The 25,250-nt window shown below is 44.8% G+C and carries 27 protein-coding genes; 14 read left to right on the forward strand and 13 right to left on the reverse strand.

Annotated features, from left to right (window positions below; all coding sequences use genetic code 11):
• The first annotated feature begins 277 nt into the window (after positions 1–277).
• The 10 genes from fic to Q4Q54_RS16715 all read left to right on the forward strand — a co-directional run bounded on the left by fic (position 278) and on the right by Q4Q54_RS16715 (position 9,151).
• Positions 278–1,399, forward strand: coding sequence for a protein adenylyltransferase Fic (gene fic, locus Q4Q54_RS16670; protein ID WP_311989025.1), 1,122 nt, complete (start codon positions 278–280; stop codon positions 1,397–1,399).
• Between the two features lie 114 nt (positions 1,400–1,513).
• The gene (locus Q4Q54_RS16675) at positions 1,514–3,109 is read left to right on the forward strand and encodes an N-6 DNA methylase (RefSeq protein WP_311989026.1); all 1,596 of its coding nucleotides are present in this window, start codon (positions 1,514–1,516) and stop codon (positions 3,107–3,109) included.
• Positions 3,106–4,557 (forward strand): restriction endonuclease subunit S, encoded by a 1,452-nt coding sequence (locus Q4Q54_RS16680; protein WP_311989027.1) that lies wholly within the window; start codon positions 3,106–3,108, stop codon positions 4,555–4,557. Before Q4Q54_RS16675 ends, Q4Q54_RS16680 begins: the two co-directional genes overlap by 4 nt.
• 398 nt (positions 4,558–4,955) lie before the next feature.
• Entirely contained in the window at positions 4,956–6,248 is a 1,293-nt protein-coding gene (locus Q4Q54_RS16685) for a hypothetical protein (RefSeq protein WP_311989028.1), read from the forward strand.
• Between the two features lie 354 nt (positions 6,249–6,602).
• Complete coding sequence (locus tag Q4Q54_RS16690; protein WP_311989029.1) at positions 6,603–7,220, forward strand: hypothetical protein; 618 nt, start codon at positions 6,603–6,605, stop codon at positions 7,218–7,220.
• Positions 7,217–7,600, forward strand: a complete 384-nt coding sequence (locus Q4Q54_RS16695; protein WP_259482912.1) for a hypothetical protein — start codon at positions 7,217–7,219, stop codon at positions 7,598–7,600. The genes Q4Q54_RS16690 and Q4Q54_RS16695 overlap by 4 nt, the downstream gene beginning before the upstream one ends.
• Positions 7,601–7,610: 10 nt before the next feature.
• A complete protein-coding gene (locus Q4Q54_RS16700; RefSeq protein ID WP_259482913.1) occupies positions 7,611–8,258 on the forward strand; it encodes a hypothetical protein in 648 nt (215 codons plus the stop codon).
• Positions 8,259–8,332: 74 nt separating this feature from the next.
• On the forward strand, positions 8,333–8,590 hold the full coding sequence (locus Q4Q54_RS16705) for a hypothetical protein (protein WP_259482914.1): 258 nt from the start codon (positions 8,333–8,335) through the stop codon (positions 8,588–8,590).
• A 260-nt stretch (positions 8,591–8,850) separates the two neighbouring features.
• Positions 8,851–9,003, forward strand: a complete 153-nt coding sequence (locus Q4Q54_RS16710) for an alpha-amylase (RefSeq protein ID WP_071940409.1) — start codon at positions 8,851–8,853, stop codon at positions 9,001–9,003.
• A gap of 10 nt (positions 9,004–9,013) precedes the next feature.
• A complete protein-coding gene (locus Q4Q54_RS16715) occupies positions 9,014–9,151 on the forward strand; it encodes a hypothetical protein (RefSeq protein WP_311989030.1) in 138 nt (45 codons plus the stop codon).
• Between the two features lie 360 nt (positions 9,152–9,511).
• Here the strand turns inward: Q4Q54_RS16715 and Q4Q54_RS16720 are convergent, their stop codons facing one another.
• The 6 genes from Q4Q54_RS16720 to Q4Q54_RS16740 form a co-directional block, all read right to left on the reverse strand.
• Complete coding sequence (locus Q4Q54_RS16720) at positions 9,512–10,162, reverse strand: HGGxSTG domain-containing protein (protein ID WP_259482915.1); 651 nt, start codon at positions 10,160–10,162, stop codon at positions 9,512–9,514.
• Positions 10,163–10,373: 211 nt separating this feature from the next.
• A complete protein-coding gene (locus tag Q4Q54_RS16725) occupies positions 10,374–11,201 on the reverse strand; it encodes an inovirus Gp2 family protein (RefSeq protein ID WP_259572135.1) in 828 nt (275 codons plus the stop codon).
• A 222-nt stretch (positions 11,202–11,423) separates the two neighbouring features.
• Positions 11,424–11,630, reverse strand: coding sequence for a helix-turn-helix transcriptional regulator (locus tag Q4Q54_RS21675; protein ID WP_071940406.1), 207 nt, complete (start codon positions 11,628–11,630; stop codon positions 11,424–11,426).
• On the reverse strand, positions 11,630–11,854 hold the full coding sequence (locus Q4Q54_RS16730; protein WP_259482919.1) for a helix-turn-helix transcriptional regulator: 225 nt from the start codon (positions 11,852–11,854) through the stop codon (positions 11,630–11,632). The genes Q4Q54_RS21675 and Q4Q54_RS16730 overlap by 1 nt, the downstream gene beginning before the upstream one ends.
• 112 nt (positions 11,855–11,966) lie before the next feature.
• On the reverse strand, positions 11,967–12,812 hold the full coding sequence (locus Q4Q54_RS16735) for a hypothetical protein (protein ID WP_259482920.1): 846 nt from the start codon (positions 12,810–12,812) through the stop codon (positions 11,967–11,969).
• Positions 12,812–14,371 (reverse strand): site-specific integrase, encoded by a 1,560-nt coding sequence (locus tag Q4Q54_RS16740; protein WP_311989031.1) that lies wholly within the window; start codon positions 14,369–14,371, stop codon positions 12,812–12,814. Before Q4Q54_RS16740 ends, Q4Q54_RS16735 begins: the two co-directional genes overlap by 1 nt.
• Positions 14,372–14,638: 267 nt before the next feature.
• Here Q4Q54_RS16740 and Q4Q54_RS16745 point away from each other — a divergent pair, with 267 nt between their 5' ends.
• The 3 genes from Q4Q54_RS16745 (at position 14,639) to Q4Q54_RS16755 (ending at position 19,304) form a co-directional block, all read left to right on the forward strand.
• On the forward strand, positions 14,639–17,629 hold the full coding sequence (locus Q4Q54_RS16745) for a UvrD-helicase domain-containing protein (RefSeq protein WP_311989032.1): 2,991 nt from the start codon (positions 14,639–14,641) through the stop codon (positions 17,627–17,629).
• Positions 17,630–17,857: 228 nt separating this feature from the next.
• On the forward strand, positions 17,858–18,667 hold the full coding sequence (gene ric / locus Q4Q54_RS16750) for an iron-sulfur cluster repair di-iron protein (protein WP_311989033.1): 810 nt from the start codon (positions 17,858–17,860) through the stop codon (positions 18,665–18,667).
• Positions 18,668–18,800: 133 nt separating this feature from the next.
• Positions 18,801–19,304, forward strand: a complete 504-nt coding sequence (locus tag Q4Q54_RS16755) for a helix-turn-helix domain-containing protein (RefSeq protein WP_063884684.1) — start codon at positions 18,801–18,803, stop codon at positions 19,302–19,304.
• Between the two features lie 17 nt (positions 19,305–19,321).
• On the opposite strand, the gene Q4Q54_RS16760 is transcribed toward Q4Q54_RS16755, so the two are convergent.
• From Q4Q54_RS16760 to lptM, 7 genes are all read right to left on the reverse strand, one after another.
• The gene (locus Q4Q54_RS16760) at positions 19,322–19,900 is read right to left on the reverse strand and encodes a HupE/UreJ family protein (RefSeq protein ID WP_311891913.1); all 579 of its coding nucleotides are present in this window, start codon (positions 19,898–19,900) and stop codon (positions 19,322–19,324) included.
• Between the two features lie 106 nt (positions 19,901–20,006).
• Positions 20,007–20,756 carry an HAD-IA family hydrolase gene (locus Q4Q54_RS16765; protein WP_311989034.1) on the reverse strand — a complete coding sequence of 250 codons (750 nt, stop codon included), beginning with the start codon at positions 20,754–20,756 and terminating at the stop codon, positions 20,007–20,009.
• The gene (gene xerC, locus Q4Q54_RS16770) at positions 20,756–21,676 is read right to left on the reverse strand and encodes a tyrosine recombinase XerC (protein WP_311989035.1); all 921 of its coding nucleotides are present in this window, start codon (positions 21,674–21,676) and stop codon (positions 20,756–20,758) included. The genes Q4Q54_RS16765 and xerC overlap by 1 nt, the downstream gene beginning before the upstream one ends.
• A gap of 57 nt (positions 21,677–21,733) precedes the next feature.
• Positions 21,734–22,363, reverse strand: a complete 630-nt coding sequence (locus Q4Q54_RS16775; RefSeq protein WP_011848049.1) for a DUF484 family protein — start codon at positions 22,361–22,363, stop codon at positions 21,734–21,736.
• Entirely contained in the window at positions 22,360–23,187 is an 828-nt protein-coding gene (dapF, locus tag Q4Q54_RS16780) for a diaminopimelate epimerase (RefSeq protein WP_311989036.1), read from the reverse strand. Before dapF ends, Q4Q54_RS16775 begins: the two co-directional genes overlap by 4 nt.
• Positions 23,188–23,263: 76 nt before the next feature.
• Positions 23,264–24,508: a diaminopimelate decarboxylase gene (gene lysA / locus Q4Q54_RS16785; RefSeq protein WP_126492961.1), complete on the reverse strand. Its 1,245-nt coding sequence runs from the start codon at positions 24,506–24,508 to the stop codon at positions 23,264–23,266.
• 63 nt (positions 24,509–24,571) lie between these two features.
• On the reverse strand, positions 24,572–24,763 hold the full coding sequence (gene lptM, locus Q4Q54_RS16790) for an LPS translocon maturation chaperone LptM (RefSeq protein WP_006083425.1): 192 nt from the start codon (positions 24,761–24,763) through the stop codon (positions 24,572–24,574).
• Positions 24,764–24,842: 79 nt separating this feature from the next.
• Between lptM and cyaY the strand changes: the two genes are divergently transcribed.
• Complete coding sequence (gene cyaY / locus Q4Q54_RS16795) at positions 24,843–25,172, forward strand: iron donor protein CyaY (protein WP_311989037.1); 330 nt, start codon at positions 24,843–24,845, stop codon at positions 25,170–25,172.
• The last annotated feature ends 78 nt before the right edge of the window (positions 25,173–25,250 follow it).

Raw genomic sequence — 25,250 nt, forward strand, 5'->3', positions numbered from 1 at the left:
TAAGACTGTTGTCGTCTGCACGTGTATAGATAGTCGTATTATCTATACACGTGCACTGAATTTGTATAGATATTGGTACTTTCTATACATGTCACTGAACACAAAATGGCAACCCTAACGCTCCCTTGATGTTGATGCTATCGACATGAGTCCCAAAAACAACCAAAACATGTCGATTAAACTAAGTTTTGTAAACATGTTTTCTTTACATGTCGATTGAATCGACATAAGCTCACCGCAATCTCTATTTATGTCGATAAAAGAAGGTTTTTTAAACATGGAATGGCAAGCTGAACAAGCATACAACCATTTACCGCCACTACCGCTAGACAGCGCACTCGCGGAGTTGGCCGAAACCTTACCCATACTCAAAGCCTGTATTCCTGCCCGCGCCGCCCTTGCAGAGCTAAAGCAAGCAGGTGAACTACTGCCCAATCAAGGCTTATTGATTAATTTATTGCCCCTGCTAGAAGCCCAAGGCAGTAGCGAGATTGAAAATATCGTTACCACCACCGACAAGCTATTTCAGTATGCCCAAGAAGATAGCCAAGCGGACCCGATGACCAAAGAAGCGCTACGTTATCGCACTGCGCTTTATCAAGGCTTTACTCAGTTAAGCAACCGTCCCCTGTGTGTCACTACCGCATTAGAAATCTGCAGCACTATTAAGTCCGTGCAGATGGACGTGCGTAAAGTACCTGGTACTAGCTTAACGAATCAGGCCACAGGTGAGGTTATTTATACGCCACCAGCAGGCGAGAGTGTCATTCGTGACTTACTCAGTAACTGGGAAGCCTTTTTGCATAATCAAGATGATGTTGATCCACTGATCAAAATGGCTATGGCCCACTACCAGTTTGAAGCCATCCATCCTTTTATCGATGGCAATGGTCGTACGGGTCGTGTGCTCAATATTCTCTACCTTATCGACCAACAACTGCTTAGCGCACCTATCTTGTATCTGAGCCGCTATATCGTCGCGAATAAGCAAGACTATTACCGTTTATTGCTTAACGTGACGACTAAGCAAGAGTGGCAGCCGTGGATCATCTTTATCCTTAACGCTGTCGAGCAAACGGCTAAATGGACCACCCATAAAATTGCCGCAGCGCGCGAACTTATCGCCCATACCACAGAATATGTGCGTCAGCAGCTACCCAAAATTTACAGCCATGAGTTGGTACAAGTAATTTTTGAGCAACCTTATTGCCGTATTCAAAACCTCGTCGAAAGTGGCTTAGCCAAACGTCAAACCGCCTCAGTTTACTTAAAGCAGTTATGCGACATAGGCGTGCTTGAAGAGGTGCAATCGGGTAAAGAGAAGCTCTTTGTCCACCCTAAATTTGTCACTTTGATGACCCAAGACAGTAACCAGTTCAGCCGTTATGAGGGTAATTAAAACAGGGTCATTAAACGCTAGGTCATGACAGCCAATAAGCCTGAACCTATCTATAAACCAAATACCTAAGCCTAATGCATCAATCATTAGCCAAATTACAAAATTGAGAATCCAATGAGCATAACAAGCAGCAACAGCGAAATCGTCCAAAAACTGTGGAACCTGTGTGATGTCCTGCGCGACGACGGCATTAACTATTCCGATTACGTTACCGAACTGGTGCTATTACTGTTTATCAAAATGGTCCACGAAAATACCGAGGCAGGTTTACTCAATAAACACACCTTGCCAACCGGCTGCCGTTGGACCGACTTAAACGATAAAGATGGCCTTAACCTGCTCGATGATTACAAACGCATTTTACTCACCCTATCTACGGGCAAAGACAGCGAAGGCAATACCCTACACGCCGATCCGCTGATTTTAGCCATTTATGCCGATGCCCAAACCCGCCTGCGTGAGCCACGGCATTTAAAGCAGCTGATAAAATCACTGGATTCGATTGACTGGTTCAGCGCCCAAAAAGACGGTTTAGGTGACTTATACGAAGGCTTGTTAGAAAAAAACGCCAACGAGACCAAATCTGGCGCGGGCCAATACTTTACCCCGCGTGCCTTGATTGACTCTATGGTGCGGGTTATTAACCCACAAGTGGGCGAAGTCATTCAAGACCCAGCAGCGGGTACTGCGGGCTTCTTGATTGCCGCCCATGAATTTATCAAAAATGCCGACAATTACGATGATCTCACCCTAAAAGAAATTGAACACCTGCGGAACAAGGCGTTCATTGGCGTTGAGCTTGTGCCCTCCACCCGCCGTTTAGCGTTGATGAACTGTTTACTCCATGGCATGGAAGGTGACGACGAAGGCGTAGTGCATTTAGGCAACTCCTTGGGTCAAGTCGGCATGAGTTTACCCAAGGCCGACATCATCCTTGCCAACCCGCCTTTTGGCACCAGCAAGGGCGGCGATGCGTCCATCACCCGTGACGACTTAACCTATCCCACCAGCAACAAACAGCTGGCGTTTTTACAGCACATCTACCGCAACCTAAAGCCTGGTGGCCGCGCCGCCGTGGTATTGCCAGATAACGTCTTGTTTGAAGCGGGCGTCGGTACTGACGTGCGCCGCGACTTAATGCACAAGTGCAACCTACACACTATTTTGCGTCTGCCGACAGGCATCTTCTACGCCGCAGGCGTGAAAACCAACGTCTTGTTTTTCACTAAAGGCAGTGCCAAAGACAAGTTACAAGAGGAAAACTGCACCACCCATACTTGGGTGTATGACTTACGTACCAACATGCCTAATTTTGGTAAACGCACTCCCTTTGGTGAGCAACACTTAACCCCATTTGAAGCAGTGTGTAATGTTCCGTTAGCAGAAAGAGTTGAAGGTGAGTGGTCTTTTAATGTCGAAGAAGTTGAAATCGAGAATGCCGAGGTAAACCAAGGCATAGAAAAGCGTCTAGCCCAAAGCCGCTGGCGCGTATTCAGTCGTGAGTTTATCCGTGATACCAAAGGTGATTCACTGGATATCTCATGGCTAAAGGATGCTAACAGCGTCGATGCCGCCGACTTAGGTACGCCAGAAGAATTAGCAGGCGAAGCCATGACCGAACTCAAAGGCGCGTTAGCAGATCTTGAGGCTTTAATGAAGTCCCTAGGTGCAGAGCTGGACGAAGAGCTAGATGCTGAGGTGAAGGGATGAGCGGTTTTGTTCTTGAAGGTTGGGTTGATACTCAGCTAGGTCAGATTGTCGATTATGGCAAGGCGGCTAAGAAAACGCTGGAAGATGTCGAGCCTGAAACTTGGATTCTTGAATTAGAAGATATCGAAAAGGATTCATCTAAGCTTCTTAGCAAAGTTAATGCGTCTGAACGCCCTTTTAAAAGCACAAAGAATGTGTTTAAAAAAGGTGACGTACTCTATGGCAAACTTCGACCGTATTTGAATAAGGTAATCATTGCGGGATCTGATGGTGTTTGTACAACTGAAATAATTCCCATCGATTCTGAGCCTTTTTGCTTAAACAGGTACCTTTTTTATTGGCTAAAGTCTTCTAAGTTTTTACATTATGTTGATGAAGTGAGCTACGGTGTCAACATGCCAAGGCTTGGGACTAAAGATGCCAATGCTGCGCCATTTCGCTTAGCCCCACTAGCCGAACAAAAAGTTATAGCCGACAAGCTGGATGAATTGCTGGCGCAGGTGGAAAGCACCAAAGCCCACCTTGATGCCATCCCCGCTATCTTAAAATCATTCCGCCAATCTGTCCTCGCCGCCGCCGTCAGCGGCAAACTGACAGAAGAGTGGCGTGAAGTCCATGAACTAAGTAGTTCTATTGATTACTCCGTTTTGGTCAAAGAGGAAAGAAAGCTTAAGGGATTCAAAGAAACTAAACACGGAAAGCAAGCTGTTGTCGAGAGTGAACCTTTTATAATCCCATACAACTGGCAATGGTTACGCCTTGGTCATATAGCACTAAAAATAACTGATGGAGCACATAATACGCCCCAAGTTTCTGCGCAGGGCTACCCATATTTAATGGCGAAAAACTTAACGGGCGGTAACTTAGATTTTTCTGAAAATAAGTGCATTTCTGAGAAAGAACATCGGGAGTTATTTCTTAAGTGCTTACCTGAAATCGGTGATTTACTGGTCGTCAACATAGGAGCAGGGACAGGAAATAATGTTCTTATTGACGTTGAGTTTGAGTTTAGCTTTAAGAATATAGCTATTATAAAGAAACCAAGTTTCGTCATTGCTAAATATCTTAAACACTTTTTTGATGCTCAAAAACAAAGAATTTTTGACGAACAAACCAGAGGCGGAGCTCAACCATTTTTGAGTTTGACAGTCCTTAATGACATACCGTTTGCGTTGCCTCCAATCAATGAGCAAACGGAAATCGTCCGCCGTGTCGAAGAGTTATTCGCTTTCGCCGATAAAGTCGAAGCACAGGTCAATGCAGCACAAACACGGGTCAACAATCTCACCCAGTCGATACTCGCTAAAGCCTTCAGAGGTGAACTTACCGCCGACTGGCGCGCTGCGAACCCTGAACTGATATCCGGTGAAAACAGCGCTAGCGCTCTGCTTAAACGCATCAAAGCCGAACGCGCTAAGCTTAAGCCGACAAAGAAAACAAAAGCATAATGAGTGTTATGGGTAGGATGGGTCTAGCGGGTGGTACAGAACAAAGCACTGATTTGCATGGTCAGGCTTGATCATCCGACCGCCAAGGAAGGCGGAAGAGCAGATTAGGCTGGGAGCAATTATCTGCTCTGGTATTCGGCCTTCGGCTCAGCTTTCAGCAGTCCAGCTTTCTACTGCGCCGCGGCCTTGCTTCAGCGTATTGAAGCAGAGCGCATCCTAATGAAAAGCCAAAGTGGGTAAAAGCAGGAATGCCCAAAGGCTAGCCAAAGGCAGCAAACAATATGCAATAAAAAGACTGATTTGTGCTTTCCAAGCCAGGCTAGCAAAGAGATAGTGCTCTCCTTTCAGAAGCACCGTATCGAGTTGAATAAACTGCTAATTGTCAAATTGAGGGAATAATGACTGAAGTTGAGCTTTATCACACAACACAGTATACAAATGAGTTGGTAGCAGTATTGCAATCAGATTGTACTGTTGAGCAACTGGAATGCGCAATCATTAGCGCATCGGATGAGTCTGAACAGCTTAACAAATGTGAGCAGAACTGTGACTTATTCGAACTCGCGTTGCATAAGCATAAAGTGCTGCTCTCCCGTGGAGTTTGCGAGGTGCGCTTTAGCTTTGAAAATGCCTTGCGGGAGACAATGATGCTTGGCAAGAATGCAACTGAATTGTCAGAACAGCTGCATGAAAGCTATCAGTTTTTTGTAAAGCAAGGCACTCTGGATGAACATAAAAAGCTTATTGAAAAGGCACAGTCCAGAATAATCTCACTTTTGTTGACTGAACAAATCGAACAACAGATGTCAGTTGGAGTCGGTGACCGTGCGCTCAAGTTTAAAGATACGGGAGCTTATCTCTATGCCTGCCAAAATGACCTGATTGCTAAAGGCAAAACCCCCTATTCCATTTCAAAAAACTGTGATGACTTGATGTTTGAGGGCATATTATATGAGGACTCGGCAGATTATATTATTAGTCGAAGTGAATGCGCTGCGTTTTTTCTGAATTACCTGATTAACAATATTGTTGATTACAACCTGAACTCGGAAATCCATCATACGCTGATAAAACTAAGTTCTTCGATATCTTCTAGCCCTCCGATGAAACAGCTTAAGCCCCTTTACGATTTAGCATTGCAGACTCTGCAAGAGCAGCTAAATTGGGAGGAAATTGAGGAGCCTGATGATGAAGATGATTTCGATGAAATGGTAAGTTGCCGATACCGTGACAGTAAAATAGTCCTCAATGGCAACAAAGCGCTTATTGCTGAAATGCTAACTGATGAGGGATCATGCAGTACAGGTCACTATTTATTGGAAAAGCTGGGGATCGCCAGAAAAGCTGCAATGTTGAAAGCCACTCATGTCATGACTGGGCACCTGTTGCAATGGAAGTCCATCAATCAGTTGAACGGTGATTGTTATTTCCACATTACCAATATAAGTGATTTGGCACTTCGGGATGGAATGATTCAGGCTTTTCAATTTGTAAATCGATGTTTAGGGAGTGAATACGGTATTGCACAATTTTATCTTAACAATGATGGCAGTTGGATATTGAGATTTGTATCCATAGAGCCCTATGAGAATAACTACATCTACAAGCAGCCAGCCTATGCGGCCTTGGTACCATTCCTATCAGAGTTGTTAATGGCTGACGTCAAATTGGTGATGTGGCTGGAAGATTAAATTCGAGTTAATACCAGTAAATTCAATAAATTAAGGAGAATTAATAATGACTATGCCAGCGAATGAAATTGAAATAATTTGTCCCAACTGCGGCATACAATACGACGACTGGACGCGCGGTTCGATTAATTTGAACTTGGATAACTTTGATGATGCCTACTTAGACAAATGTAGCAGCTCCGTTTGCCCCCATTGCAAACATAAGGTTCATCATAATGTGCTGATTGTCAAAGAGGGTGTTTGGCGCCTTTCATGAGCCGCTTGAAAGCTCAGAGCCGAACGAGTTCGCGAAAGAATATTATCTATTTTAACATGGTGCACCTTACTAATTTTTTGCATTATCAAGGATGAAAAATGAAGTCAATTTTTAATACCCTCGACATATTTGTTGGGTACCTTTCCTTCGGCATTATGACCTTCTTGCTTTACTTTAGCCTTGGGTCTATCGCTATCCTCTCCCTTCTTGCTATTCCTGTACGCTTTTTTGAATATGGTTCGGGTATCAATGAGTTGGATTTGGCAGAAGTCGGTTCGCTTGTTCTTTTATGTCTTGTTATCTGGCGCTTTTTCAGTAGAGGTGCATCGCAACAATGGCGACGATGGCAATTAGTTCGTCGCTTTATTTTTGTGGTTGCAATGAATACTTTGGTTGTGTCTTTTTTCTTGTTTTTGTTATTCATTCTGGTGATTTTTGAAAATGGTAAAGTTGAGTCAGGGAGCCTTTATAAACTCGATGAATTAATCACTTTTTCAACAATCTTGACCATGATTCTCTCCATCTATGCTGCTGCACCTCTGGCTCCATTTTACAGCGAGAAGCATGATGCATCCTTGTCAGCACCGTCTTCTTTTGCCGCACCTGAATCAGACCCCAGCTCTGATTCTGATGGTTCCCAATCAACTTGTAAGACAGATTTTGAAGATAATTTGAAAAATTATAGAGCGCCAGATAATCCTTGGGAAAAAGCATGATGAGTGTTTTTAGATATGCGATATTTATTGGTCTATTTGTTAGCGCTCAAATACAAGCTCGCGAAACTCCATTTAATAGTGACGACGCTGACTTGTTGCTGAAATCTTGTCGGGAAGTGGTAGAGATATATGACCGTAAAGATCGTCTTGACAAGTATGCCACGTTTCATACCTCTACTGCAGAAGCTTTGCGTGCCGGTTATTGTATTGGTGTGTTAGTGCAGTACGGTAGGCAATCAAAAAGCTGCTACTCGAGTCGTTACAACAGCAGCAATTGGTTTGAGATGGCAAAGGCGATTGCAAGCTTATCCCTTGGAGAGAAAGAAGTTGAGAGAATTCAGGTAAGCACCCTGCTAGAGAGGATATATTGCAATGGCTAGCCGCTTAACTGTGCCCGATGCTATCAGACAACTATTTGATATTGATGTGGCAAGCCAAAGTCAGGTACTTAAAACCAAGGCAGATTCACTTGTCCGCAATAAGCTCATAAAAATTGAAACTGAACAGAAAGTGCAACGGCAGTCCAAATACCTAGCTCCTGGTCAAATGACTGTACTGTTTAATGCGTTGTTGCTCAATGCGGTGTTTCATGACCCTAAGGACGTGAAACGAATCTTTGAGAATAGAGCTTATCGGCAGGAATGCGCTAAAGCGGTGAGGGCTTTGTTTGGCAGTAATAATTCTTTGATGGGGATTGCTTTAAACAATGGGTTCGCCGTCGCGTTTGCCGATGCTTTGGCTGGCGATTTCGATTTATATCAGGACAAGTTACCCAATCCGTTTGCCGTGCTACCTCAGTTGGCATTGGGAAAGAACCAAAGCTTATTACATGCCTTGCTTGCTCAGGCTGCAGCTATGGGTCCTGCCGACAATTTACTGCTGGCTTACTTACAAGGTGATCTCGATAAAGCCGAACAAATGGCATCCCTGATCGATACAGACAATGACGCGGTAAACCACTTAAAGCGGCATGTTGAAAAGGCATGTCGAGAAGCGGTCGAATTTGAAGATTTGTTGACGCATTTCAGAAATATGTAATTTATTCATTTGAAGGCTTGTTAGTGCATTGCACTAGGTGATTCTGCGTTTGTCCTCAACAAACGGAGTTAACCATGACAAGTATGAATGAAATGGTCATCAATTTTCGTATAACCGAAACCTGCAATGATCGCTGCAAATACTGCCCTGCCACTAGGGAAAGCAAAGATCCGCAAGCGGAGTTACACCACGCATCAGGGGATATTCAATCCCTGATGCTAAAATCCTCAGACTATTTTTTTTCTAAAAATCCCACTCGTGAGGTTTTAGGTTACCAGACGGTCAAGATCAATTTTACGAGTAGATCACCTGCGATGGCTGGCGGGCGCTGAACAATGAAAAAATACAGTAAAGATAAAAACATTAATGCTTTAGTGCATCAATTACTGCAGCGCGGTGAGTGGGGAATTCGTAGGGGCCGTCATCCTGTTTTGACGGCCCCTAGTGGCAAAAGACTCACAGTCCCCAGCACACCGAGCGATCATAGGGCATTTTTGAATTTCAAACTTGATGTGCGCCGATTGCAGGGGCTTTGACTTTAGGTGTTAAGGCCCCTTGCAATCGATAAATCATTAATTTTAGGAGAATAAACATGTCAAATAGCAACAATAATAGTAATCACAAGGCTAACCAAGCTAACTCGAATAAGGGCACCTCTGGTACTAACCCTGCTTACCAGAAATCGCAGGATAACCGTAGCAATCAGTTGAACCCTAATAACCCCATCCATAATGGTAAAAAATAAGGAGCTAGTTATGCCTGATACATCTGAAATGTCACAAGATGAGTTAGATACTTGGTCAGATATTAATAACCCCAATAATGACGCTGATATGAATGATTGGGCGGATGCCCATAACCCCAACAATGATGCTTACTTGGGCGATGATTAATAAGTAAGCATTTAATTAATCTTAAGTTATGTTTATCAAAGGTGTGGCATTGCTACACCTTTTTATCACTACTTACAAGATATTGAGAACAGTGTCCCAGTGCTTTGCAGAAAACCCTGAATAGGGGCCGTAAAGTATCCATGCCTTATATAAGGCTTTAGTAAATATAAGGTGTTCTAGCTTATTTCGCGGGTTTACGCGAGTAAGTTGAGTGTTCAGTATCGAGTATCCTCACGCTAATTTACTCAACTAAACATTACCTCCATTATCTGAAAAAGAAACTTGAATAAAGCTGTTGGTTCAAATTAAGTCAGGCACCGCAAAAGTGGGTGCCAACTTGTCCTAGATTGAGCGACTAGATTATATCTGATGGGCAGCTTTGGATTTCTTTAGCTGCCTTTTTAGTGCTTTGTGTATGGGGTCAACAGGTATGCGGCCAACGTAACCGAATCCCTTTTTTCGTTCGGCTTTGGCAAATATTCGCATCTCATTTTTTAATTCCGCAATAGAGCCATGTGAACTGTTGAAGTATGGTGTTGGATACACTGCTGAGTAGATGTGGAATTTAAGATGCTCAGCCGCTGTATCCTTATAATAATGATCCAGCGCGGACTGGATAATGAGCAGCGCCTCAGAACCATCAAATTCAGCAATGTAATATTTTGTGGTTTCTAATTCAAATCTGTATTGACTGACTATCTCTATGATCTCATCTAGTCCACGAGCCTGGAGTTTAGTTAGCTCAATTAAACGTAGGTAAGCACTTAAGGCGTTTGCTATATATGCCTGTTTTATTTCAAGATTGAACCGTTTATTAAAATGCCACATGAAGGGATTAAGTAATGCGTTAACTCGTACCGCCAACTTTCCTTCCTTAGTTTTTGCACCTGTAGAGCGCCCACCATGCAATTTGCAGCGCCCATTAGTTTTGTTGCCATAACGCTGGCATGGGTTGCCACTTCGGGTCTTTGCTCCGCAGCGGGGAAGCGTTTCTAAATTAAATCTACTCATTAATATTTTTCTCTTTGGATCAACAAAAGTGGATCTACAACTGTTGGATCTGCTTCGGTTCATGGGCTTTGTTTTGCATTTCAAACAAATACGCGCTGGGATAACATCGTCAAATACCTCTGACAGCAGTGAGCTATTGGTTTTTGTGCGTTTTAGTTTGTTTTAAGCAAATCTGCTGGTGGATCATCTTCCGTAAATGGATCATGAACTTTTATCGGTTCATAGGGTGCTGAAGCTGTGATCCACTCAAAAGCTGATCCACTATGTGATGTAAACTTGATGTTCTCGAGCTAATGGATTCTTTGAGTTGCTGGGCATGGCTTAGCTCGTTAAACCAAGCAAATGTTGTCCACCTTCTGTTATTGATAGTATTTACTGCGTTATCAGTGTTTTCTCGTTTCTTCTTTCGCTGATTCATTTCAAAAGTGATCAAAGGATTAACCAAGAGAATGTCTTTGGTGTCATCAAATGTTGCTGATGGCTGGAGCTTATTGCTGAGAAACGTGCGCGCTTTGATATTGAGCTCCTTTGTAAATGCTTTCGCAAAGTAACTAAGGCGGTAAATGGCATTCTTGAGTGATGGCTTATTTCCTCGGCGCATAATGTTGAAAGGGCTATCAACTAATGAAGCCGTTCCACCAGCACGCTCCCATTGTGATTTAAGCTGATTTAACAGCTTGTGTGGATAATGGATCTTGTGTCCGCTAAGCATGAGTGCAACATGATAGTGTTGCGTTTCTGAATGATGTCGCTCTCTTGCACAAAGGTATTGCACTTTACATTTGTATTGCTTTGATAGCTTTTCGACCTGCAGATCAAGGAACTGAGAAATTTGATTATTATCAGCAGAAAACTGGTGTGGATGTAGATCAATTCTGACAACCATCACTTTGCTGTAGTGACTTAGCATCGTTTCACAACTTGAGATGATTTTGTTCACCAGCTGTGGCTTAAGCCCTTGAGATTTAGGTTTATAGACATGGTATGCATGATTCTTATACGCCATTAATGTTGAATTATGCTTACTGATACAAAACATAGCTTTGCCTTCTATTTTTGACATCCCAATAATAGGCGGCCATATATTATTTAATATCCGCCGTTTTATCGGGTTTGATCTATGGTGTTTCTTGCAGCCCTAAGGGGTTTTAAGGCTTTTTAGTCGGTTTTGATTAGCGCGAATAGTGGGTCAAACTGTGTCATCTCGATTGATAAAAAAAGCAGGCTAAGCCTGCTTTAATCCTATTGGTAGACAACATGCTTACTTCAACAGCCATTCGCGCACATTTTTGAACAGCCAACATGAGCGACCATTCTCAATCAATGACGGTTTGGGAAACCTCCCTGATTTAATTCTTCGTCCTAAAGTTGACCGACTGATGCCGAGTAGTCGCTGGATTTCAGGTTTTTTGACTATTCGATACTCATCAATAAATAGCGCTAAGTGATCGTCGTTTGGGTTCTGCATTAGCACTTTCCACCGCCATTAACTGTTTGACGAGAAGCGACCCACTCAGTTAGCTCTGATAAAAGCCAGCCAACAGAAGTACTCTGTGGATAGAGCTGCCTGCGTTTAGGGAAAAGGCCTCTACGCTCAAGTGACCATGCAGTAGTACGTGAAATTGAGGTGATTGATTTGCGTTCCGCTTCACGAACGATGCGGTCTGTAGATAGTTGATTTAATAAGTTCATGCTCACTCCCGTTTAAGTCTGTTCGGGAGTGATTGTGGGAGAAAATAATTGGCAAAAAAAGAGGTCCTACTGAGCAGGACCTCTTTTTAACGGCACTAATACATTGTTTTTATTAAATATTGCACTTTAGCGCACTTTTAATCTTTTGCATTGTGTAAGCTGTATTTAAAGCCTGCTGTACTGCAGAAAGACTCGGTTTCGGTGGTTGCAGAAGATTGTTAGGCTTCTTAATACCTTTAAGCCATGAATTGATAGTCGCGTGCTCGGGAGATCTACTGACAAATTTAATTAATGATGGGATGTTTTTGTTGTCTCCTTTTTGGGAGAACCCCCTTAATAAGCTATAAATAGCTCCTCCCAACATTAATTTAGGTGTATTAGACAATGATTGATTTTGATATATATGATTAGCCATTTCGCAAACTAATTGTTTGACAGGGTCAATGGCTTTAGCTTTTGACTGACCACCTCTTTGCGGTTGAGTGACTTTAGTCGTGTAACCAGCATTGGTATATCGGTCAGTTATGGCTAATGAATCATTGCTACCTGCGTAGTAGCCAATATGAAAGACTGTCTCAATAATTATATCTACCTGCTTTAACGCCTCTACACCACCTTCTTTTATAACTGCAGTTAACTGATGATGTAAGGTCTCCGCTTGCCTCATAAAAATGTTTGTGTTGTCGATGACTAACCCTAGTTGCGAGGGTTGATGTTTAGATGCCCTATCGGCATAGAGCTCATTGCCACTTGACCTCACTTCATTGGCCCTGGTTCCTACTAACTTAATAATCCCAATCCCCGGAGCGTCACTACCTTTGATAAGGTCCAATTGATTTTGTTCTTCTTCAGAAAAGGTGTCGTCGACCAATTTCAACATCTCTGACACCATTTCTGGTAACAGTATTCTCTTTATATCATCAACACGGTTCATTTTAACTTTCAAGGGGATTTTCATTAAAAACCTTTTGTTCTGGCTTGCTTTAACATGACAACATTACTTGAGTCTGAACGTAAAAGTTCCAACCTGTCTAACCACAACTCGAGGGCTTGGAGCTTTTCGGGTAATCTTTGACTTCGATTATAAATGCCTCCAACACCTTGTATTGTGTGCCCTAGCATCAATTCAACAATATGAGGGGCCACTCCCAAATCATTCATTCCAGTGGCTACGGTACGTCGTAGGTCATGTAATCCCCATTGCTTCTCGTGGCCAAGTTTTCGATGAATCCCCCCACCCCATTGACTCACTGCAGTATCAGTCTTTAATTCTCCAAGCATGAAGCCATTTCGACTATTCGATACTAACTCCATAAGCCATGGCTTGAGCCTCTCAGGAATAGGTCGCAATATCTCACCACTCAAACCATTTTGCTGGTCTTTGATTCGATTTTTATTGTTCTCAGGAGGGACTGTCCAAATCATTCTTTCAAAGTCCCATTCGCTGATTCTAGACAATCTAATTTCTTGAGTTCGGCAACCAAATATAATTAGACACGTTATTAACTCTTTATAGTATGGCAGTAACTTCCCGTCCTCTAGCCAGCACAACAGATCTACTAGTTCTTTTGAACCAGTATCACTCACTAGGCGCCTAGACCTCTTAGACTGCGCACGCGCGCCGATACTTTCAAAATCGATTTCGAAAATGTCACTATTGACCTCGTGCCCTCTTTTTCTAGCATACTTCAATGCCTGTTGGACGTTTCTCAAAACATATCCAGCTGCTACGCCATATACTTTTGCTCTGGCTTCAAAACAGTTAATCCAGTTATGTTTAGTTATCTGAGATAGCGGAAGTTGGCCAACATTAGGAATAATCCATTTGTTAAATTGTTGCAGATGTGTTTTTGAGTTTTTCCGATTCTTTTCCGCGTAGTTATTAATCCATAGTAAAAGCGCATCTTCAACCGTTAGTGGTTTCAAACTCTCTTGGCGCTCTAGATTACGTTCATTTTTAGGATCTTTTCCTTCAGCAAGCCACTTTCTGCATTGTTCTCGATCTTTTCTTGCTGCTGCCAAAGTCAAATCGGGATATCTCCCTAAGACTAGGGTCAATGGATTTGATTCCCTTCCACCTAATCTATAGCGAAACTGCCACTGTAAATTATTGACAGAAGATGTTTTTGACGGAGAGACACGAATGCTCAACCCATCTCCATCGCTGTATGACTTAGGTTTATCATGAAATGTAGAAAGCAGTGCCTTTAGCCCTCTATCACTAAGTTTCTTAGTTGCCACACCCACCTCTGAGTTACACACCGAGTTACACACCGAGTTACACACCGAGTTACACACATATCTTAGTATAAGGGCAAACAGAATAGAACATAAACAAACAAAAAATAACACAACAACCAATAATATCAATATGTTAATAATCAGCAGCGACCAGTTGCGAACAGAGAAAAACACCAACTTAATTAATACGGCATGAATTAATCCGCAAGGATTAAACTGTTGTATTGAAAAAGAAAAGGCCTGAAGAGATTCAGGCTTTTTTGCTTTTTGATACATTATTTTCTAATGTATACCTTTCTAATGCGCGCCCTTCTTATATACATAGTTACACAGTCACCATCATGCTTGGTTTGCCACGCCTCTCACGCCAACTAAGACATGATTCACCAATACAATGCGCTTAGCTGCTCGAGCGACCAAAATCAAAAAACAATCCATACAGAGCCATAGCACAACCTTGACGCGAGCCATCGGGTTTTAAGTTATAATGCATTTAAAAATCAGCCTGTTAATTCTAAAACTTTTTTAGCCGTAGGTTTTTCATTGTCATTGACTCACTCTGAACAAGATATCAAGCACAGTTGGTTTGGCCATTTCTTTATTGGCAAAGCTGATGCGGTAAAACTCAGCGCCAGTGGTATTAGCATTAATCGCACTAAAGGCGGCTTTTTTGCTCACTCTCGCCGCGCTAACAAAGTAGCCGCTGACGAATGCTTTACTTGGCAGCAGCTCGACTCCCCGCCGGTTTTTACCTTGAGTCCGCTCGGATACTTGCTCAGTTTCACAGTATCTGGCAAAGCCTATCAACTGCCGTTTCTAAGCTATTTTGCGCAGCATCAATTTGGCAACGAAATCGCACTGCTTTGGGCGAATGCTAATGGGGCGCGCATTGCTGAGTTAGTGGCGAAAGTCGATAAAATACTGGCACACACTTATTTACGTGAATCGCGTTTAGAAATGATACAAGCCAGAGTCGCGCGCGAATATCAGCGTTGGTTCCCTTGGTGTGAAAACCTGCCATTAGCGACACATTTATGCTCTGTGTTAGCGAGGCTTGAGCAAATCCACCACTGGACTCGCGCCGATGTAAAGCAGCTGCGCGAAGATTACGTTCAGTCTCAGCTCGTTAAATTTGCCGACTATTTTGAGCGTGTAGAATCTAACCCATTAACCGAAAAACAGCGCCGAGCTTGTATTATCGATGATAACAATAACTTGCTATTGGCAGGTGCAGGCACGGGCAAGACCAGTGTGATGGTCGGGCGAACGGGATATTTACTTAAGAGTGGTCAAGCAAAACCCGATGAAATACTGCTGTTAGCCTATGGCCGTCAAGCGGCTGACGAGATGGATGAGCGGATTAAAAACAAGCTTGGCACTGAGGATATCAAGGCGAGTACTTTCCACAGTTTAGGCTTAAAAATTATCGCCGATGTTGAGCGCGCTAAACCCAGTTTGTCCCCTTGGGCAGAAGATGACAAAGCCAAAGCGCTGTGGGTGCACAATACCCTTGAGACTTTGATTGAAGATGTGGCTTACCGTAAGCAGCTTTTCGAGTACTTCAGTCGTTTCTATTATGTTGAAAAAAGCCCATTCGAGTTCGATATGGAAGGCGAGTATTTTCAATACTTGAATGATAACGATATTCGCAGTCTTAAAGGTGAGCGAGTCAAAAGCTTTGGTGAGCTCTACATTGCCAACTGGCTATTTAGTAATGGCATCGAATATGTCTATGAAGCTAAGTATGAGCATGATGTGCGCAGTATTGATTTTCGTCAGTATCAACCCGATTTCTATCTGCCTGAATACCAAATTTATCTTGAATACTATGGCATTGATGAACACCAGCATACCGCTCCTTATATCGATAACCAGAAATACTTGGAATCGATGGTATGGAAACGCCAGCTACATCAACAGCATGGCACTAAGTGTGTTGAGCTATTTTATTACCAACATAAAAAAGGGTTGTTAATCAGTAAGCTTGAGCAAGCTTTACAGGTCTTTAAAGTACAATATGCGCCCTTACCCGATGAAGCCATACTAGCAACCCTACATGAACTTGGCCGCGTGACCGAATTGGCAAAAATGTTTAGTCAGCTGATTGGCCTATATAAAGCGGCTTGCCTTGATGAACATGGACTTGAGGGGGTATTTGCTAGCGCCGCCGATGCTCAGCAGACCCGCAAGGCATTCGAACTGCTTGAGCCCATAATCACGCGCTATGAGCAGCATTTAGCGATAAATGGCGACATTGATTTTGAGGACATGATTGGCAAAGCGTTGACGTATCTACAACGCGGGCAATTCATTAGCCCGTGGCGTTTTATTATGGTGGATGAGTTCCAAGATATTTCAGAACCACGTGCCCGCTTAGTCCGCGCCTTGAGGGATTCCTGTGCACCCCATTCTAAAGCGTTGGCGTCTTTATTTTGTGTTGGGGATGACTGGCAGGCAATTTATCGTTTTAGCGGTGCAGATGTAAGTTTAACCACGCAATTTAGCCAATATTTTGGCCCAACAGCCCAAAGCGACTTAGATCTGACTTTTAGGTTTAACAGTAGTATTGGGCAAGTTGCCACTCAATTTGTCACCCAGAATCCCACACAATTGAGCAAGGATATTCGCTCCCTCATGCAGGTCGCCTACCCTGCAGTCTCAATATTACGCCGCGGAGAAAACGAACCGCCCAGTAAAGATGAGCCAAGCCCAAATGCATTGGAACAAGCATTAACGGCGATAAGTGCAAGGATAAACGCCGGAAGTGACAAACTTAACAGCGTAGCAAGCGTCTATTTACTGGCACGTTTTTGGTTTCAGCTACCCGATAAAACCCAAGTAAACCAACTCGAAGCTAAGTACCCTAACTTGAAAATTGAGTGCCAATCATTTCACGCTTCGAAAGGAAAAGAAGCCGATTATGTGGTGATCATGGGGATGAAAACGGGAATGCATGGCTTCCCTTCAATGAAAATCACTCCTCCGATACTAGATGCATTTTTACCAAAAACGGAAGCGTTTGAATTTGCAGAAGAACGTCGACTGTTTTATGTCGCGTTAACGCGGGCAAAACACCGCGCCTATGTGATTGCCGATATGACAGACGTGAGTCCTTTCGTCACTGAACTGCTTACAAAAGACTACCCAATTGAACAAGATGAGTTCAACACCTCTTTAGTACAAAGGTTATTTGAAGAAGTAAAATGCGTGCGTTGTAGCACGGGAACGCTTAAGCCTAGAACAGGGAATTTTAAATCGTTTTATTCTTGCTCACATTTTCCCTTGTGCGATCACAAGGAGCAAGGCTGTGAACTTTGCGCTAGCCCAATGACGCGTAACCGTTTTGCAGGCTTTAAGGTGTGCCTAAATGAGGCTTGTGGACATATATCACCACTTTGTAACCTCTGCGGTGGCGATATGCTGTTAAAGGATGGTCGATTCGGCCCCTTTTGGGCCTGTCGCAATTACCGCGGGCAAAACCTACCCAGTTGTACGAATACACTAAACAAGGCCAAGTTGTCGCTTCCGAATTAAGTGATAAAAAATGAAACGCTTTGGCGTGATCGTCACTCAGTATCTCAACGTTTCGAGAGCCAATTTGCCAGCTACAAATAAGTCAGGCGACCTACACCTTAAGAGATATTTCGCTCGGTTAACTGTGACACCATCAGCAAATCCTGAGTATTTTAGTCGGGTTTAGTTGCTACGCATTAAAGCTGCAAATAATATGAATGTAAATTTATTGCTGCTTTGGAGCTATTCATGTCTGCTACTTCTATCCCGCAAGATGCACAACCCTCAGTTCATGGTGTGGGTTATCAACCTCGCCATGATTCACAACTTGGTCAAGGTTCAGAGCTCAGTGAGAGCGCTCAAGATAGCCACTGGCTAGCACGAAAAGTCGGTGAGTTAGTTGCCGAAGATTTTCGCCGCGCCCATGTGTTCAGCCAATTTGGTATCGATTTCTGTTGTGGCGGCGGTAAACCGCTGTCGATCGCCTGCGAGCGTGCAGAAATAGATCCCGCAAAAGTGGTTGCTGCGCTGAATGCGGTAACACTGACTGGCAGCAAAGAAGATGAATTGAATCAATTACCTTTAGATCAACTTGTCGACTATATCGAGTCGACACACCATCAGTATGTGCGCGAAAAAGCCCCGTTGTTGGTCGAATATTCCGAGAAAATGGTGCGCGCCCACGGTGAGCACCATGCCGAAATTATTCCCTTTGCGGGTTGGATACGTGCTTTAGTTGAAGACCTGATGCCGCATTTAATGAAAGAAGAAAAAATACTGTTTCCGGCGATCCGCGGCTTGAGTCAAGCAGAGCACATTGAAACTTGCTTTGGCCATATTGGTAATCCCATCAATGCGATGCAGCACGAACATGAAGAAGTCGGTTTGATCTTGCAAAAATTACACGAGCTCACGAACGACTTCACACCACCGGAACATGCTTGCACTACGTGGCGTGTGTGTTATGCCACGCTAGCGGAATTTGAGGCTGATTTACATCAGCATATTCACTTAGAAAACAATATTCTATTTCCTAAGGCATTAGGTCTCGCTCAATAATCGATTGGCTGTTTCTGCTGTGATGTCCCTTAAATTTCGGATCATCTGCAGAATTTTAAGGCTGGACCTAGGTCTGGCCTTTCAATTGTTGGCGTGCTACAACAAGTTATGTGTCGCTGACGGATAAGCTGCCATGACATTTCAATCATTTGCACTCGATGATATTGCCAATTTGCACGAATCGGCCCAAGTAGAGTTTAAACTCGCCGGTGGCCGCGACGGACTAGGTCAATTACCCGAAGATATTTGGGCGACTTATAGCTCCTTTGCTAACACCTTGGGTGGCGAGATCATCCTAGGCGTACGCGAAGAACGTGGCCATTTCAGCATTGAAGGTATTCCCAATCCGCTTCCTGTTTTACAAGAGTTCTGGGAAATCCTCGATAATCCTAGCCGCACTAGCCATAATATTTTGGCGATATCAGATGTGCAGATTATTGAAATTATGAATAAAAAGCTGATTCGTATCCGCGTACCGCTGGCACCAGAGCAGCTAAAACCTATCTATGTCGGCGGCGATCCTTACACAGGGAGTTATTTTAGGGTGGGAGATGCCGACATGCATGCGAGCCGTCTGCAGGTCAATCTACTGTTACGCCGCGCCCATCTTTGCATGAAGCAACTCAAGGCGCGTTAATTCGGCATGCTATTACGTCAAAATCCTGCTAATAAATAACCGCCCATGGCCGCAATCGCTGCGCCCGTGACACGCATTAAGTTGCGTTGTCCTGTCATCCGCTGCATTCCAAGGCCTATCATAACGCCGCCTAAATGGATCACTGCAGTGCCAAATAAAAAACCTAGGGCATACAAGACCGGGCTTGCCAATTCAGGCATTTCTGCGCCGTGGGCATGTCCGTGGAAAATCGCAAATACGCCCACAAAGGCCATGGCAAATAACAATGGGATTTGCCGATCAAAAGCGATGGCAAGACCGAGTAACAATACCGAGAGGGCAATGCCGATTTCAACGAAGGGAACGGCAATGGCGTATAAGCCTAAAATCCCGCCCACTAACATAAAGGTGACAAACGCTAAGGGGACAGTCCAAATTGCGCGGCCACCGAGCTGGGTGCTCAACATGCCTACGCTCAACATAGCCAGCAAGTGATCAAATCCCAATACCGGATGATTAAAACCCGACATGAAACCGCCACCCGAATGGATCTCATGGGCCGATACCGGCGCTGTCCAACATAAAGTGAGCAGTAATAACAACCCGATACGCGCCATAACACAGCCTTAGTCAGTGACTTCAGTAATATTAGGCTTAACTCTAGTGCAAATTTAGGAGGCAAACCTTGATCTCAATCACCCTTAGATTAGCAAAGATGCAGATTCAACAATGCTCGCGGGATTCGTTTGCGTCGATAGCCAGCACTTTGATTAACGCATCGAGAGTATTAATTTCTAAATGGGGTAACAAGGCCGCAATAGGTAAGGAATCGACTCGGCCAAAACTCGGATTCAACCACACCGACTGGCATCCTGCCAACCGCGCCCCGCGCACATCGGCATTCATACTATCGCCAACATGCAGTAAATGTTGCGGTGCAATATTTAGTCGCGAGCAGGCCAATTCAAACATGTCTTTAGCGGGTTTCATATGCACGCCATTGCCAGGATGCAACACAAACTCGAAGGCATCGCCTAAACCAATTCGCTCGGCATCCACATTGCCATTGGTGATGCCAATTAATCTAAAATGCTGCGATAGGCGTTTGAGTAACAAGAGCACTTTGTCAGATACTTGAAAATGGCTGCGATGAAAATAAAAACACGCTAATCCTTGCTCGGCGCCGCGTTCGGCTTCAACGGCCGAATACCCTAGCTGTATTAGCCCTTGGCGAAGCGTTGCCAAACGGGCTGCGCTGGTGTCGTGGGCGAGCTCGCGATTTTGCTGCAGCAGTTGCAGCTTTAGCCTGCGCCAATCATGGGTTTGCCACGCCTGCGACAATGGATAAGTCTGCAACAGAAACGTCGCTAGCTCGGCTTCGGCATTTAAAATATGCGGTAAATTGTCGTACAGGGTATCGTCGAGATCGAAACTGATCGCTTGAATATTTTGAGGTCTAAGATAGCAACGCATTATTTATCCTGTGTTTTTTTCGCTCTAGGATGGGCGTTATCATACACCTTAGCTAAGTGTTGGAAATCCAAACTGGTATAAATTTGCGTGGTCGCTAGGTTCGCATGGCCCAATAATTCTTGCACCGCCCGCAGATCGGCGCTCGCTTCTAACATGTGAGTGGCAAAGGAGTGGCGCAGTTTATGTGGATGCACGCGCACCGATAATGCCTGCTCTTGCCCCCATTTCGCCATCCGCGCCTGAATACTACGATGGGAGAGTCGCTTGCCCTTTTCGGTCACAAATAAGGCGTTATCTTCACTGGGGATCTGCTTTCGGCAATTGAGCCAATTCTGCAGCGCAGCAATCGCCAAACGACCGACGGGGACGATACGTTCCTTATTGCCTTTACCTAAGACTCGCACTTCTTTCAAATCGTATTGCACACTGGATAAATTAAGTGCGGCGAGTTCAGCTAAACGTAAACCACTGGAATAAAACAATTCCATCATAGCTTTATCCCGCAGGCTTAGGGGATCCGTGCCTTCAATGTCCAGCAAATGACTGATGGCATCGACATCGATATTCTTCGGCAGCGGTTTGGCTTGTTTGGGAGCACTTAAGCCTTTGGCAGGATTAAGCTCGATCACACCTTCGCGCAGCAGAAATTCACCCCATTGTTTTACCGCAGATAAACACAGAGAAAGCGATCGCGGGCTTAAGCCTTTGCGGTGCAATTTAGACAATACTTGCTGCCAATGCTCTCGGCTCACATTGAGTAGATGCACGCCGTCAGGCAAGAGATCGCTACCGCGATGAAGCTCGTAAAGGTAATTACGTACTGTATGGGCCGACAACTGCCGCTCGGTACTCAGATAGCGTTCAAAGGTTTGTAACCATTGAGTATTAAGCGCCGACACTTCGGCTGTTTGCGTACTCATATCGGTTTCCTCATGGGTTTTGCTAAGCCTTGAGTGAGCACAATCGCTCGACAGCCATTACAGCTTAGCGAGCATGTGCGCCAGTAAACGCCGCAGTTGTTCCAGCAGCATGTTATCCATATCGGGATGAAAATGGGTGGCATCTTGGCTAGCAATAGCAAAAATGACTGGGTTGTCTTCCGACAATTTCGTCAGTGCCACTGACCCCACTTCGCTACCAAATAGGCGTTTAGCCTCTTGCTGCGTGAGTCGGCCAAAATAGTGACCTTTATGCAGCCTTTGATCCCATATTGCCTTCATATCGGTATCGAGAACGCTGATCAAACGCACATGGCTGAAATTAAACTGTAATTTCAAACTGTCGGCCAACACTTCTTTAAGTGACACTAGATCGGCACAATTTAATAGCTGGAAGGATAACTCAGTATTGAATTGGTAAATCTTCTCGTTACGCGCCGCCATGGTTAACAGGCTAGTGATTTCTTCTTCCAACTGGCTCACTCGCTGGCGCAGCATTTCTTGGCGACGTTCCACCAAAGAGATGGCGCCGCGTTCCATGTGAGGCAAGCGCATCGCCAGCAGCAGCTCGGGATAGCGATTAAAAAAGTCGGGATTATCCAGCAGATATTCGCGAATAATCAACTCATCGAAAGGCACATCCGTCTGCGGCATCAAGGGCTCTGTCATAACTGAATTTGTCCATCGTAAACGTGCTGCGCAGGGCCCGTCATCCACAAAGGTTTACCCTCGCCTTCCCAGTTGATGGTTAAGGTGCCACCGGGTAAATCCACCCGCACTTGCTGGCCGAGCTTTCCTTGCACTTGACCCACAACTACAGCTGCACACGCGCCAGTGCCACAGGCCAAGGTTTCGGCCGCGCCGCGCTCATACACCCGCAGCTTAATGTGGCCCGAATCCACTACTTGCATAAATCCCACATTCACACCGCGCGGAAAACGCTCATGCTTAGTGAGCATGGCACCAATTTCAGCAACGGAGGCGCTCGCCACATCTTCAACGTCGAGCACGCAATGGGGATTACCCATAGAAGCCGCGCCACATAAAAAGGTTTGCAGCGGTGTTTGCAGTAAATAGGTTTTTTCAGGTTTCTTGGCTTTGAAGGGGATCTGACTCGGTTCGAGGATCGGCACGCCCATATTCACGGTAACAGTACCGTCTCGCTCTAAGCGCAAAGTCATCTTGCCAGACGAAGTACTGACACGGATTTTACTCTTATTTGTCAGGCCTTTATTACGCACAAAACGGGCGAAACAGCGGGCGCCATTGCCGCATTGTTCGACTTCAGTGCCATCGGCATTGAAGATGCGATAATGAAAATCTAAATCGGGATCATAGGGCGGCTCAACTAAGAGTAGTTGGTCGAAACCTATGCCAAAGTTACGGTCGGCTAAACGGCGGATCTGCTCAGGCGAAAAGAACACGTTCTGCGTGACCCCATCGACCACCATAAAATCGTTGCCCAGTCCGTGCATCTTAGTGAATTGGATCAAGATACTTATCCTTTAAGCCGAGGCGCCGCTCATAAAGTATGAAACCAAGCGCCTGAATCAATATAATTTTTCTAGTTTACGGCAGGAGTTGCTCACCTTGCCAGAGCTGAGACAATTTTTCTCGCTCACGCACTAAGAAAGCCTGCTCACCATCGACCATCACTTCAGCCGCACGAGGACGAGTGTTGTAGTTAGAGGCCATAGCAAAACCATAGGCACCACTCGAACGCACCGCCAGTAAATCACCCGCCGCTAACGCGAGCTGGCGATTTTTACCTAAAAAGTCTCCGGTTTCGCACACTGGACCAACAATATCAAACTCATAGGCCTCTGAGTCCCTTGGCACGACTGGGATAATATTTTGCCATGCACTGTAGAGTGCGGGACGAATCAAGTCATTCATCGCGCCATCGACAATCGCAAAACGTTTGTCGCTGTTTTCTTTAAGATACAGCACTTGAGTAACAAAAATCCCCGCATTGGCGGCAATCGCACGGCCCGGCTCGAAGATCAGCTTCAGTTGACGGTCGCCCAAACGCGCCAATATGGCGGCGGCATACACATCAGGATGCGGCGGCGTTTCGGCATCATAGGTCACCCCTAAACCACCACCCACATCGAAATGCTCAATAACGATACCCTGCTCGGCCAAACGGTCGATTAACGCAAGCATACGATCCATCGCATCGAGGAATGGCTTGATTTCAGTCAGTTGTGAGCCGATATGGCAATCGACACCTTTCACTTTTAAATGTGGCAACGCATGGGCACGGGCGAAAACGATTTCAGCCTCATCCATAGCAATACCGAATTTGTTTTCTTTAAGGCCAGTCGAAATGTAGGGATGGGTTCCCGCATCCACATCGGGATTAATCCGCAGGGACACAGGCGCGACTTTACCTAAACGCCCTGCGACCAGATTTAACTGCTCAAGCTCGGCACTCGATTCGACATTAAAGCAATAAATGCCCAGATTAAGTGCCTGTTCCATTTCAGCCGCTGTTTTACCCACGCCAGAGAACACCACTTTGGCGGGATCGCCGCCCGCTTCTATCACTCTGGCTAACTCACCGCCCGACACAATATCAAAACCACTGCCTAAACGTGCCAGCACATTCAGTACGGCCAAGTTCGCATTGGCTTTAACTGCGTAACAAATCAAATGTGGATGATCTGCCACGGCATTATTAAAGGCATGCCAATGGCGCTCTAGCGTGGCGCGGGAATAGATATACAACGGTGTGCCATAGGTTTGAGCTAAATCGGCAACCTGGCAGCCTTCGGCGTGCAGGGCATTTTGTTGGTAGAGAAAGTGATCCAATGTCTGATTCCTTACTGCGCTTTATCGCTGCGATAGTGATGGTCGTTGTAGTTATAGCGATTGTTATTGTTGTGTTTTTTGTGCTTCGATGGCTCTAATTTCGGTTTTAATCTCTTCCACTTCAGGCACAGTTTTAGCTTCATCAACCTTTTTAGGTTGATTTACCTCTGTGGCGGGCGAACGATAGAGGGGGCCTTTTTGGCCGCATGCCGTAATGAATAGGCTACCAAGCAATAACAATAAAAACAGTCTCATTTTTCTCAACATCTGTGCATCTGGTGACTAATGGCCTTATAATCGCACCCATCTTGACGAAAGCAAAGGACAGAAATGCATGGCCATGACAGATACAGAATTTCACCAGCTCGCCGATGACATGTTCCAAGCCATAGAAAATGCGATTGAAACTGCGATTGATGAGCAAGATGCCGATGTTGATATCGATGCCAGTGGCAACGTATTGCAATTAGAATTTATTGATGGCTCTAAGATAGTGATCAACAAGCAAGAACCTTTGCATGAGATTTGGGTCGCCACACGCTTTGGTGGATATCACTTTGGTTTTGTTGAAGGTAAATGGATGGACGGACGTAATGGCGGCGAGTTTATGCCATTCGTGCAAGAGTCTATCGCACGCCAAGGCGGAATTGAGCTTAGCTTTTAATCTAAGTCATACGTAGCGCAAGCCATAATAGTGCAGTGCCAAACAATAATGGGAGCCTTGGCTCCCATTATTTATGTT

Origin of the sequence: Shewanella sp. SP2S2-4 (assembly GCF_031932025.1) — a bacterium.
Lineage (GTDB): Bacteria > Pseudomonadota > Gammaproteobacteria > Enterobacterales > Shewanellaceae > Shewanella > Shewanella baltica.